Consider the following 11,809-nt stretch of genomic DNA (forward strand, 5'->3'; position numbering starts at 1 on the left):
CCCCCCCCCGGCCGTCAGCCGGCGAGAGCAGGCAGGCTGCCCGTGGTCGCGGTCGTGACCGAGGCCGTCGTGACCCGCGGAGCCGGGACGACGCCGGACGGGGAGACGGTCTCCTCGACGCGCGCGGCCCGTGCGGCCTCTCTGGTCGGTTCGCCGGCGGCGACGATCGCGCGCACCACCGCTCCGATGATCAGCAGTCCGACGAGCGCGGCTCCCGACACGATCAGCGGGATCCACTGACTCGCGAACGTCGCGGCGAGGCTCAGCACCGCAGCCGGTATCCAGACGCCCACGGCGCCGCCGGCGAGTCCCCCCGCTCCTCGTGCGATCGCGACGGCGGCCAGCACCGCGCACAGCACGGCCAGCACGGACCCGACGATCCCGATCGGCACCAGTATCGATGCCAGTTCGTGTGCCACCCTCGATGACGTCATGACGACCCCCCGGTCAGCGGAATCTCCGCACGACCAACATTACGAAGTGCCGGTCGACACGGCATCCATCTCGAGGATGATGTTCCGCAACCGTGACGCGTCGTTCAGCGGCGCGTCAACCACGCGAACCGCGATCCGCGCACCACCCGCACGGGCTGGGTGAGCACGGCGTCGACCACCATCGATCCGTCGGTGGGGCCGACGATCGCGATCGCGGACGTCTCGGTCGCCTCGACGGGGTCGACCCGCATGTGCGCCAGCTCGCGGTGCGCGCGGAGGTACGCGGGCACCAGGAGGACGATCGCGCCCAGCCACGCCAGGGGGTTGCTGAGCGCGACGCCGTCGAAGCCGATCAGCGCGCCGAGCACGACGGCGGCGCCGACGCGCATGACCAGCTCGATCACGCCGGTCACCGTAGGGACGAGGGTGTGTCCGAGACCCTGCAGCGCGCCGCGGAGCACGAACAGGATGCCGAGCGCCCAGTATCCGCATCCGTTGATGATGAGCATGCGGTGCGCCATCTCGACGACGTCGTCCGAGCCCTCGCCGACGAAGAGGCGCACCATCGGCGTGCCGAACGCGATGATGACGAGGCCGAGGAGTCCGCCCGTGATGACGGCCATCCAGGTGCCCTCCACGACGCCGCGGCGGATGCGGTCGGGACGACGTCCTCCGTAGTTCTGCGCGGCGTACATCGAGGCCGCGAGACCGAGCGACGAGAGGAAGGCGACGGCGAGCCCGTCGACGCGGGAGGCCGTGGTGTAGGCCGCGACGGCCTCCGAGCCGAGGGTGTTGAGCGCGACCTGGACGGTCAGCGTGCCGATCGCGATGATCGAGGCCTGGAACCCCATGGGCAGTCCGAGCCGCAGGTGCTCGGCGTAGTCCTCGCGGGTGACCTTCCAGTCGGCGCGGCGCAGGTGCAGCATGGGCAGGCGCCGGCGCACGAACTCGAGGCAGAGGATCACCGAGACGGCCTGCGCGACGACGGTCGCGAGCGCGGCGCCTCCGACGCCCCACTCGAGCGGGCCGACCATGAGGATCACGAGTCCCACGTTGAGGGCGCACGAGACGGTCAGGAAGATCAGCGGCGTGCGGGAGTCGCCGATCGCGCGGATGATCGCCGAGAGGTAGTTGAAGAACATCGTCGCGCTCGCGCCGATGAAGCTGATCTGCGTGAAGATCGTCGCCTCGGCCAGGAGCTCGGGCGGCGTCTGCAGGAGTTCGAGCACGGGGCGCGCGATGAGCGGAGCGACGACCGTGAGCACGACGCTCGTGACGCCCGTGAGAATGACACCGGTCGCGACCGACCGCCGCACGCCGGCGGCGTCACCCGCGCCGAAGGCTTGGGCGATCGGGATCGCGAAGCCGCTCGTGAGTCCCCAGGCGAAGCCGATGAGGAGGAACAGCAGGCTGCCGGTCGCGCCGACCGCCGCGAGGGAGTCGACGCCGAGGTGCCGTCCGACGACGACGGCGTCGGCGAACTGGTACAGCTGCTGCACGACGTTGCCGAGCAGCAGGGGGATCGAGAACGACAGGATGACACGCCACGGACGGCCCGTGGTGAGGGAGGTGGCCATGAGGAGAGCGGCTCGCAGAACTGGGGGGCGATCGGGGGCCGTTCCAGGATATCGAATCGATTCGGGTCGGACATAGGTCAGTTTGCGAAGTACGGTCGGAAGGATGCCGCCGCAGCACGCGGCACTCGACGACCGGAGATCCAGAGCGATGACGACACAGAACACGAAGGGCACGGTCGGCGCGCACAGCGTCGCGACCGGCGACGAGCCGCACCTGCAGCGGGCCCTGAGCAACCGGCACATCCAGCTGCTCGCCATCGGCGGCGCGATCGGCACCGGACTGTTCATGGGCAGCGGCAAGACGATCTCTGTCGCCGGCCCGTCCGTGATCTTCGTCTACATGATCATCGGCTTCATGCTCTTCTTCGTCATGCGCGCCATGGGCGAGCTGCTGCTGTCGAACCTGAAGTACAAGTCGTTCAGCGACTTCGCGAGCGACCTCCTCGGCCCCTGGGCCGGATTCTTCACCGGCTGGACCTACTGGTTCTGCTGGGTCGTCACCGGCGTCGCCGACGTCATCGCGATCGCCGGGTACACCAACGTGCTCATCCCCGGAGTGCAGCTGTGGATCCCCGCCGTCCTCGTGGTGGTCATCCTGCTCGCACTGAACCTGCCCACGGTCGCCGCCTTCGGCGAGATGGAGTTCTGGTTCGCCCTCATCAAGATCGTCGCGATCGTCGCCCTCATCGTCACCGGCATCGTGATGATCGTCACCGGGTTCCAGCACGACGCGGGGACCGCGAGGCTGTCGAACCTGTGGGACCACGGCGGCATGTTCCCGCACGGCTTCATGGGCTTCGTCGCCGGATTCCAGATCGCGGTGTTCGCGTTCGTCGGCGTCGAGCTGGTGGGCACAGCCGCGGCCGAGACCAAGAACCCGGAGCGCAACCTGCCGAAGGCGATCAACGCCATCCCGATCCGCATCCTGCTGTTCTACGTGGGCGCCCTCGTCATCCTCATGGCCGTGACGCCGTGGACCGAGTACGTCGCCGACGAGAGCCCCTTCATCGCTATGTTCGCGCTCGCGGGACTCGGGATCGCGGCGACGGTGGTGAACCTCGTCGTGCTGACGTCGGCGATGTCGAGCGCCAACTCCGGCATCTACTCGACGTCGCGCATGGTGTTCGGCCTCGCCCAGGACGGCGACGCCCCGCGCGTCTTCGGCCGCCTGTCGAAGCGCCGGGTGCCGCAGAACGCCCTCTTCCTGTCGTGCATCCTGCTGCTCTCGGGCGTGGTGCTGATCTACGCGGGCGACAACATCATCACGGCCTTCTCGATGGTCACGACGGTCTCGGCCCTGTGCTTCATGTTCGTGTGGACGATCTTCCTGTGCAGCTACCTGGTCTACCGCCGGACGCGCCCCGAGAAGGCAGCGGCCTCGACGTTCCGGATGCCGGGCGGCATCGTCATGGTCTTCGTGGTGCTCGCGTTCTTCGTGTTCATCCTCTGGGCGCTGACAACGCAGCCCGACACCCTGACCGCGCTGCTCGTCACCCCGATCTGGTTCGGTGTGCTGTTCGTCGCCTGGCTGTTCGTGCGGAAGTCCCCCCATCACATCGAGCGTCACGCCGCGCACATCGCGCACCTGCGCAGCGACGAGGCGGAGCAGTCCGCGGGGTGAGCACCCGCAGCTACCCGGCCACGATCGCGGCGCCGGTCGAGCACGAGCTCGTCATCAAGAAGTCGCGGTTCATCGCGCGCGTAGAACCTGTCGGCTCGGTCGACGACGCGGATGCCGTCATCCTCCGCGTGCGCAGGACCTGGTGGGATGCGCGGCACAACTGCACGGCGATGGTGACCGGACTGCTCGGCGATCAGGCGCGGTCATCGGACGACGGCGAGCCGTCGGGGACGGCCGGCGTGCCGATGCTCGAGGTGCTGCGGCGCCGCGAGCTCACGGATATCGTCGCGGTCGTCACGCGCTACTTCGGCGGGGTGAAGCTCGGAGCCGGAGGACTCGTGCGGGCGTACTCGACCGCGGTGTCGGAGGCGCTCGACCTGGCGGCCCTCGTGCATCGGCAGTCGCTGACGCAGGTCACCGTCGACGTCGATCATGCGGATGCCGGGCGCTACGACAATCTGCTCCGCGACTGGGCGCTGCATCACGGCGCCACACTCGGCGACCCGACGTACGGCGCACGCGCGACGCTCGAGCTGTGGGTGCCCGCCGACGGACTCAATCGGCTGGCGGACGATCTGGCCGCGGCATCCGCCGGCTCTGTGATCCCGGTGCGCGGCGTCGAGCGCATCGTCGACGTCCCGGCCTGAGCCGACGGTCCGCACGGCCGACCCACAAGCGAGCCCGGATATCCTGGTGGCCGCGGTCGCGGAAGGAGAGCGATGTTCGACAGTCCGCTCTCGGCCTCGGCCTACGAGATCCTCGGCGTGGACGCCGACGTCGATCACGCCGAGCTGCGCCGCGCCTATCGGCTCCGTCTGCGTCAGACGCATCCCGACACGGGCGGCGACGCGGCGGTCTTCATCCAGGTGCAGCGCGCCTGGGAGCTGGTCGGCACTCCCGAGGACAGGGCCGCGTACGACCGCCGATCGGGCACGCATCCGGGCGTCCCGACCGACACGGAATCGGCCGGATGGCGTCCGCGGACCGCGGCTCGGACCGACACGCGCCCCCGCGCCCGCTCGTACGGGCATCCCGGCGGATGGCGCCGTGAGCGCTACCTCGACCTGATCCGCGAGTGGGTCGGCCGTGGCGTCGACGTGCCCGATCCCTACGACCCGGCGCTCGTGCGCTCCGCGCCCCGCGACCTCCGCCGCCTGCTCGCGGATACCCTCGCCGAAGAGGCGACGGCCCGCACCGTGAGCGCGCTCGGGATGGGCTTCACGGTGTGGCACGACGTCGCGACGGGGGCGGATGCCGACGACAAGCTCGATCACGTCGTGCTCAGCCCCTCGGGCCTGTACGGCATCATGTCGGAGGACTTCGGCGGAGTGGTCGGATTCCGCCGCGGCGAGATCACCGGTCCGAGCCTCGGCACGCGGGCTCCGGTCACCGCGGCGCTCGCCCGCATGCGCGCGGTCGCGAAGGCCGCCCGAGTGAAGTTCGGCGGAGCGATCATCGTGCTCCCCGACGACGACCTCGCGCAGGCCGTGACGCCGCTCGGCAGCATCCGCGGCGTGCCCGTCGTCGTCGTGCGACGCAGCGCCCTGGGGATGATCCTCCGCCAGGGGGTTCCCGGGGCGAGGGCGATCGGCGGCAACGAGCTGTTCGACGTGCGCACGCGGCTGCAGCAGACGGTGCGCTTCGTCTGACGGCATCCCCGTCGCCCTCTTTCTGTGCCCGACGGATGACGGACGTCCGGACGGATGCCGGACGAACGGCCTCCGGAAGACCGTGATCCGTCACATCGTCCGTGATCCGTCCGGGCGCACCCCTGGCCGGAGACGGATGCCGGGAGTAGCGTGCCCGGCATGACGATGTCGACGAGGACGCGGGACTGGCTGCTCGACGGCGATCCGGCCGTGCGCTGGCAGGTGCAGAGGGACCTGCTGCACGCCCCGGATGCCGAGTGGCAGGCGACCAGGGCGCGCGTGGCGACCGAGGGGTTCGGCGCCGCACTGCTGGCCAGGCAGGATGCCGACGGGCGATGGGCCGGAGGGGCGCACTTCCCTGCAGGATACTTCGACGACGGCCCGCCCTCCGAGCCCGGGCAGCCGTGGACCGCGACGTCGTGGTCGTTGAATCAGCTGCGGGAGTGGGGCGTCGACGCCGCGGCCCTCGGCGACACGGCGGAGCGCCTCGACCGGAACTGCCGGTGGGAGTACGACGACATGCCGTTCTGGGGCGGCGAGGTCGACGTCTGCACCAACGCCTTCACCCTTGCGAACGGGGCGTGGCTCGGTGCCGACGTCTCGAGGCTGGTGGCATGGTTCCCGGAGCATCGGCTCGACGACGGGGGCTGGAACTGCGAGGCCGAGGAGGGCGACTCGGTGCGATCGTCGTTCCACTCGACGCTCAACGCGGTGCGCGGGATGCTGTCGTACGAGCTGTCCACGGGAGACGCGTCGCTGCGCGAGGCGCGGCACTCGGGCGAGGAGTACCTGCTGCGGCGCCGCCTGCTGTACCGCGAGTCGACCGGTGAGCGGGTCGGAGACTTCGTGGATCACTTCGTGCATCCGCAGCGGCACCGGTACAGCGCGCTGACGGCGCTCGACCACTTCCGCGAGGCGTCGATCACGGACGGCACGACGCCTGACGAGCGGCTCGCCGATGCGGTCGAGGTCGTGCGCGCGGCGCGGCGGTCGGACGGGACCTGGCTGCAGGGCGCTCCTCTGCCCGGACGGACCTGGTTCGAGGTCGACGCTCCCGAAGGTCAGCCGTCGCGGTGGCTGACACTCGTCGGCACCCGGGTGCTCGACTGGTGGGACGCCGCCTGACCGCATCCGCCTGTTCGCGCCGGACGGATGACGGAGGACCGGACGGATGACGGATCCGTGGCTCCCGAACCTCCGTGATCCGTCCTGACCTCCGTGATCCGTCGCGGCTTCGCTCGCATCGCCCGTTGACGGCCACCGTCAAACCGGTTTACACTCGACGGAACCGGTTCATCAAACCGGTTCACATCCGAAGATCCGACAGAGCAGTCGAGGAGGTGGCGATGAGCCGCACGACCATCGCCGACGTCGCCCGCGAGGCCGGCGTCACGAAGGCCACCGTCTCGCACGCCCTCAGCGGCAAGCGCCCGATCTCCGACGACACCAAGGCCAAGGTCCTCGCCGCTGCCGAGAGGCTGAACTGGGTGCCGAGCCAGAGCGCCCGTGCCCTCGCCACGCAGAAGGCAAACGCCGTCGCCGTGGTGCTCGCCCGCGATCCCGAGGTCATCGCGAACGACTCGTTCTTCCCCGCCTTCATCGCCGGCGTCGAGTCCGTGCTCGCCGAGACCGAGACCGCGCTGCTGCTGCAGGTCGTGCCCGACAGGGCCGCCGAGGAGCGCGCCTACCGCGCACTCGCCCACGGCCGCGCCGACGGGGCCCTGCTGCTCGACCTCCGTCACGACGACTGGCGCGTGCCGCTGCTCGAGGAGCTCGGCATCCCGACCGTCCTGGTCGGCGCCTACGAGCGGCCGACCCGCTTCTCGTGCGTCCGCACCGACGACGCGGCGCCGATCCGCGAGATCGTGGCGCACCTGCGCGCGGACGGCCACGAGCGGATCGCCCACGTCTCGGGTCCACTCGACTACGTGCACTCCCGAGCCAGGGCGGATGCCTTCATCGACGCCATGTCGACCGATGAGCTGCTGCGCGAAGGCGACTTCACCGCCGCGAGCGGCCGCACCAGGACGGCCGAGCTGCTCGCCCTGCCCGACCGCCCGACGGCGATCCTCTACGCCAACGACACCATGGCGATCGCCGGACTCTCCTATGCGCGGTCGAACGGCCTGAGCATCCCCCGCGACCTGGCCATCGCCGGGTTCGACGACGATCACCTCTCGGCGCACCTCTCCCCCGCGCTCACCAGCGTCTCGTCGGGACCGGCCGCGCGAGGCCGCGCCGCCGCCCGACTGCTGCAGGCCGACATCGCGGGCGCCGAGCCGCGCACCGAGGTCGTCGACTGCAACGTCGTGCACTTCCGCGAGAGCACCGCGAGTACCGAGAGCACTGCGAGCACCCACTGACACCCACCAGCAGAACCCATCGCGTCAAGGAGGACACCATGAAGAAGATCCGTGCAGCAGCACTCGTCGGAGCGGTCGCGCTCGTCGCCACCGGATGCTCGGCGGGCGGCGGCGGCGGCGGCGAAGGCTCCGCCGATGCCACCGGCGAGATCAAGATCTGGCTCTCGAACAACGAGCAGGAAGTCGCCTGGGGCCAGGCCGTGGTCGAGGCGTGGAACGCCGAGCACCCCGACGAGAAGGTCACGGCGCAGGAGATCCCCGCCGGGTCGTCGTCGGAGGAGGCCATCACCGCCGCGATCACCGCCGGCACCGCCCCCTGCCTCGTGTACAACGTGGCTCCGGCCGCCGTGTCGGGCTGGGTCAAGCAGGGCGGCCTCGTCGATCTCAGCACCTTCGACGGCGGCAGCGACTACATCACCGAGCGCGGCGGCGAGGTCGACTCGTACGCCACCGACGGCAGCTTCTACCAGCTGCCCTGGAAGTCGAACCCCGTCATGGTCATGTACAACAAGGCGCTGTTCCAGGCCGCGGGCATCGACCCCGAGAACCCGCAGATGGCGACGTACGACGACTTCCTCGCGGGGTCGCGGGCGATCGTCGAGTCAGGTGTGCAGAGCGCGATCTGGCCGGCGCCGACGAGCGAGTTCTACCAGCCGTGGTTCGACTTCTATCCGCTGTACCTCGCCGAGACCGACGGCACGATGCTCGTCGAGGACGGCAAGGCCACGATCGACTCGGATGCCGGTCGCACGGTCTCGGAGTTCTGGAAGACGTTCTACGACGAGAAGCTCTCGCCGAACGAGGCATCGACCGACGACGCGATGTCGGCCGGCACCACGGCCATGCAGCTCGCAGGGCCCTGGGCGATCCCGTCGTACGCCGACACGGTCGACGTCGGCTTCATGCCGGTGCCCACGAGCGACGGCCGCGAGGGGCCGACGACGTTCGCCGACTCGAAGAGCGTCTCGATGTTCACCGCGTGTGAGAACCAGGGCACCGCGTGGGAGTTCCTGCAGTTCTCGACCAGCGAGGAGAGCGACGGACAGCTGCTCGAGGCCACCGGCCAGATGCCGATGCGCACCGACCTCACCGGCACCTACGCCGACTACTTCGACGCGAACCCGAACTACGTCGCCTTCGCCGAGCAGGCCGAGAAGACGGCGGACGTGCCCAGCATCCCGAACTCCGTCGAGGCGTGGCAGGCCTTCCGCGACGAGTACTCCGCCGCGGTGATCTTCGGCAAGGAGTCGATCGACGACTTCCTGAAGACGGCCGCGACGAAGATCGACGAGCTCGTCGCGGAGTGATGAGCCGATCATGACGCTCCGAGACGACGCCGTCGCGGACGTGGCCGAGGGCACCACCGCCCCGGCCGCGCCGCCGGACCGGCCGGAGAGGTCCCGGCTGCGCACCCGCATCCTGGGCGCGCAGCCGATCGGCGGCCTCTTCGCCCTGCCGTACCTCGTGTTCGTGCTGGCGATCTTCGCGTTCCCGCTCGGGTTCGCGGTCTACATCGCCTTCCACGACTACTTCTTCACCGCCCCGGGCGCCGTGGTCGACCGCCCGTTCGTCGGTTTCGACAACTTCGTCACGGTGCTGACCGATCCGCGGGTGCTCGGCTCGTTCCGCAACACCCTGATCTTCCTCGTGATCAACGTGCCGCTCACCGCGGTGCTGTCGCTCGTGCTCGCGGCGGCGCTGAACACCGGCATCCGCTGGGTCGCCGCGTATCGCGTCGCGTTCTACGTGCCGTACCTCACCGCCAGCGTCTCGCTCGTCGGCGTCTGGATGCTGCTGTTCTCGGGCAACGGCCTGATCAACACGATCCTCGGCCCGCTCGCCCCCGACCCGTCCTGGCTCGTGAACAGCGGTCTGGCGATGCCGATGATCGCGCTCTACGTCACGTGGAAGCAGCTCGGCTTCTACATCCTGCTGTATCTCGCCGCCCTCCAGAACGTGCCGAAGGAGCTGTACGAATCGGCCGAGACCGACGGCGCCGGAGCCTTCTCGCGCTTCTGGAACGTCACCGTCCCGGGAGTGCGCAGCGCCACGACCCTCGTGCTGATCCTGTCGATCATCACCGGCGCGAACCTCTTCACCGAGCCGTACCTGCTCACCAACGGCGGCGGCCCCGACGGGGCCTCGTCGACGCCCGTGCTGCTCATCTACCAGCTCGGCATCCAGCAGCAGAACCCCGACACCGCAGCCGCGATCGGCATGATCCTCGTGATCCTCGTCGGGATGCTGTCGCTCGCCGCCAACCGCGCCACGAGGGAGCGATGATGACCCGCCGCAGACGTTCACCGATCCGCATCCTGAGCCTCATCCTGCTCACGGTCGCGGCCATCGGCTTCGCCTTCCCGTTCTACTTCATGCTCGTCGGGGCCTTCCAGGAGAGCCCCACGAACTCCCCCAGCGAGCTGTTCCCGACGAGCGGATGGACGGTCGACAACTTCGTCGCGATCGACTCCCGCATCGACCTCGTCGGCTCGCTGCTGAACTCGCTGATCTTCACGGCCGGTGTGCTGTTCGGCACGGTCGTGTTCGGCCTGCTCGCCGGCTACGCGATCGCGCGGCTCGACTTCCGCGGGCGCGGGGTGATCTGGGTGCTGATGCTGCTCGTGCAGATGGTGCCGTTCCAGCTGCTCATGATCCCGCTCTATGTGCAGATCACCCGCAACTACGGCCTCGGAGACTCGTATCTGGGCATGATCCTGCCGTTCCTCATCAACACGACGGCGGTGTTCATCTTCGTGCAGTTCTTCAAGGCGCTGCCGGTCGAGATCTTCGAGGCGGCACGGATCGACGGCGCCGGTGAGATCAGACTGCTGACGTCGGTCGCGATCCCCCTGATCAAGCCCGTGCTCGTCACCGTCGTGCTGGTGACGTTCATCGGCCCGTGGAACGAGTTCCTCTGGCCGTTCCTCATCACCAAGGACGCCTCGCTGCAACCGCTCGCGGTGTCGCTGGCGAACTACATCTCCAACGTGGCGCAGTCCACGGCCAACCCGAACGGAGCGATCCTCGCGGGTGCCACGGCCCTCGCGTTCCCCGTCGTCATCCTGTTCATCGTGTTCCAGCGGTTCTTCCGCGCCACCGATCTCGGCGCTGCGGTCAAGGGCTAGCCCCGCCGCCGGCGTCCGACTCCGAATCCCCGAAAGGACCCCATGTTCACCGGAGCCTCCTTCCCCCTCGGACCCTTCACCCCCTACGAGGGCAATCCGATCCTGCGCCCGAAGGGCGACAGCTGGGAATCCGCCAACCTCTACAACCCCGCGGCTCTCGTGGACGGCGACGAGGTCGTGCTGCTGTACCGCGCGCACGCCGACGACATCGTGTCGCACATCGGCATCGCCCGCTCGCGCGACGGCGTGACCTTCGAGCGCGAGGACGCGCCGATCCTCTCGCCGTCGGAGGACTACGAGCGCTACGGCTGCGAAGACCCCCGCATCGCGCTGATCGACGGCACCTACTACCTGACCTACACGGGCTGGGACCGACGCAGCGCGCAGCTGTGCCTGGCCACCTCGACGGACCTCCGCACCTGGACCAAGCACGGCCCGCTGTTCGACGACTTCGACACCTTCAAGACCATGGATCCGCGGGGGTTCAACTGGTCCAAGGCCGGTGTGATCGTTCCGCAGCGGATGCACGGCAAGTGGTGGATGTACTTCGGCGAGGGCGGCATCTACTGGGCGACCAGCGACGACCTCATCCACTGGACGCCGGGCACGCCCGACACCGAGCCGATGTACTCGCCGACCGCGGGCACCTGGGACGAGGCCCTCGTCGAGATCGGCACGTCGCCCGTCGTCACCGACAACGGACTGCTCGTGATGCTGACCAACGGCGCGACGCGCACCGTGAACGACGACGGCTCGGTCGACGTCGACTATCGCTGCGGCCAGATCGCGATCGACCCCGACGAGCCGACGAAGGTCATCGCGCGCCTGCAGGAGCCGTGGCTGCGACCGCAGAGCTTCGAGGACCTGCACGGCCTGGTCTCGAACGTGACGTTCGTCGAGGGGCTCGTGAAGTTCCAGGGCCGGTGGTTCGCGTACTACGGGCAGTCGGACACGACGCTCGCGGTCGCGATCCACGACCCGGCCGAGCCGTGGGGCCGCGCGCTGCGGGATGCCGGCAACCCGAGCGGTGAGGAGTGATG

At 69.3% G+C, this 11,809-nt stretch carries 11 protein-coding genes; 9 read left to right on the forward strand and 2 right to left on the reverse strand.

What is annotated here, in order from left to right:
* Window positions 1-14 precede the first annotated feature (14 nt).
* The gene (locus tag A4X16_RS02890) at window positions 15-434 is read right to left on the reverse strand and encodes a hypothetical protein (RefSeq protein ID WP_157559928.1); all 420 of its coding nucleotides are present in this window, start codon (window positions 432-434) and stop codon (window positions 15-17) included.
* A 104-nt stretch (window positions 435-538) separates the two neighbouring features.
* Window positions 539-2,011: an MATE family efflux transporter gene (locus A4X16_RS02895; protein ID WP_067116048.1), complete on the reverse strand. Its 1,473-nt coding sequence runs from the start codon at window positions 2,009-2,011 to the stop codon at window positions 539-541.
* A gap of 148 nt (window positions 2,012-2,159) precedes the next feature.
* Between A4X16_RS02895 and cycA the strand changes: the two genes are divergently transcribed.
* From cycA to A4X16_RS02940, 9 genes are all read left to right on the forward strand, one after another.
* Window positions 2,160-3,632 carry a D-serine/D-alanine/glycine transporter gene (gene cycA, locus A4X16_RS02900; RefSeq protein WP_067116051.1) on the forward strand — a complete coding sequence of 491 codons (1,473 nt, stop codon included), beginning with the start codon at window positions 2,160-2,162 and terminating at the stop codon, window positions 3,630-3,632.
* Window positions 3,629-4,279, forward strand: coding sequence for an IMPACT family protein (locus A4X16_RS02905; RefSeq protein WP_067116054.1), 651 nt, complete (start codon window positions 3,629-3,631; stop codon window positions 4,277-4,279). The genes cycA and A4X16_RS02905 overlap by 4 nt, the downstream gene beginning before the upstream one ends.
* A gap of 72 nt (window positions 4,280-4,351) precedes the next feature.
* Window positions 4,352-5,281, forward strand: a complete 930-nt coding sequence (locus A4X16_RS02910; protein WP_067116057.1) for a J domain-containing protein — start codon at window positions 4,352-4,354, stop codon at window positions 5,279-5,281.
* A gap of 159 nt (window positions 5,282-5,440) precedes the next feature.
* Complete coding sequence (locus A4X16_RS02915; RefSeq protein WP_067116059.1) at window positions 5,441-6,406, forward strand: squalene cyclase; 966 nt, start codon at window positions 5,441-5,443, stop codon at window positions 6,404-6,406.
* A gap of 221 nt (window positions 6,407-6,627) precedes the next feature.
* Complete coding sequence (locus A4X16_RS02920; protein ID WP_067116062.1) at window positions 6,628-7,644, forward strand: LacI family DNA-binding transcriptional regulator; 1,017 nt, start codon at window positions 6,628-6,630, stop codon at window positions 7,642-7,644.
* 38 nt (window positions 7,645-7,682) lie between these two features.
* Window positions 7,683-8,951, forward strand: a complete 1,269-nt coding sequence (locus A4X16_RS02925) for an extracellular solute-binding protein (protein WP_067116065.1) — start codon at window positions 7,683-7,685, stop codon at window positions 8,949-8,951.
* A gap of 10 nt (window positions 8,952-8,961) precedes the next feature.
* Window positions 8,962-9,927 carry a carbohydrate ABC transporter permease gene (locus A4X16_RS02930; protein WP_231880244.1) on the forward strand — a complete coding sequence of 322 codons (966 nt, stop codon included), beginning with the start codon at window positions 8,962-8,964 and terminating at the stop codon, window positions 9,925-9,927.
* Window positions 9,927-10,769 carry a carbohydrate ABC transporter permease gene (locus A4X16_RS02935; RefSeq protein WP_067116173.1) on the forward strand — a complete coding sequence of 281 codons (843 nt, stop codon included), beginning with the start codon at window positions 9,927-9,929 and terminating at the stop codon, window positions 10,767-10,769. Before A4X16_RS02930 ends, A4X16_RS02935 begins: the two co-directional genes overlap by 1 nt.
* A 42-nt stretch (window positions 10,770-10,811) precedes the next feature.
* Window positions 10,812-11,807 carry a glycoside hydrolase family 130 protein gene (locus tag A4X16_RS02940; RefSeq protein ID WP_082914238.1) on the forward strand — a complete coding sequence of 332 codons (996 nt, stop codon included), beginning with the start codon at window positions 10,812-10,814 and terminating at the stop codon, window positions 11,805-11,807.
* Window positions 11,808-11,809: the final 2 nt, after the last annotated feature.

Origin of the sequence: Microbacterium sp. H83 (assembly GCF_001650405.1) — a bacterium.
In the GTDB taxonomy this organism is placed as follows: domain Bacteria; phylum Actinomycetota; class Actinomycetes; order Actinomycetales; family Microbacteriaceae; genus Microbacterium.

What these genes read in the sequence shown, in the direction of transcription:
- A4X16_RS02890 (WP_157559928.1), bottom strand. Translation starts at nt 434, where the DNA reads ATGACGTCATCGAGGGTGGCACACGAACTGGCATCGATACTGGTGCCG.
- A4X16_RS02895 (WP_067116048.1), bottom strand. Translation starts at nt 2,011, where the DNA reads ATGGCCACCTCCCTCACCACGGGCCGTCCGTGGCGTGTCATCCTGTCG.
- cycA (WP_067116051.1), top strand. Translation starts at nt 2,160, where the DNA reads ATGACGACACAGAACACGAAGGGCACGGTCGGCGCGCACAGCGTCGCG.
- A4X16_RS02910 (WP_067116057.1), top strand. Translation starts at nt 4,352, where the DNA reads ATGTTCGACAGTCCGCTCTCGGCCTCGGCCTACGAGATCCTCGGCGTG.
- A4X16_RS02915 (WP_067116059.1), top strand. Translation starts at nt 5,441, where the DNA reads ATGACGATGTCGACGAGGACGCGGGACTGGCTGCTCGACGGCGATCCG.
- A4X16_RS02920 (WP_067116062.1), top strand. Translation starts at nt 6,628, where the DNA reads ATGAGCCGCACGACCATCGCCGACGTCGCCCGCGAGGCCGGCGTCACG.
- A4X16_RS02925 (WP_067116065.1), top strand. Translation starts at nt 7,683, where the DNA reads ATGAAGAAGATCCGTGCAGCAGCACTCGTCGGAGCGGTCGCGCTCGTC.
- A4X16_RS02930 (WP_231880244.1), top strand. Translation starts at nt 8,962, where the DNA reads ATGACGCTCCGAGACGACGCCGTCGCGGACGTGGCCGAGGGCACCACC.
- A4X16_RS02935 (WP_067116173.1), top strand. Translation starts at nt 9,927, where the DNA reads ATGACCCGCCGCAGACGTTCACCGATCCGCATCCTGAGCCTCATCCTG.
- A4X16_RS02940 (WP_082914238.1), top strand. Translation starts at nt 10,812, where the DNA reads ATGTTCACCGGAGCCTCCTTCCCCCTCGGACCCTTCACCCCCTACGAG.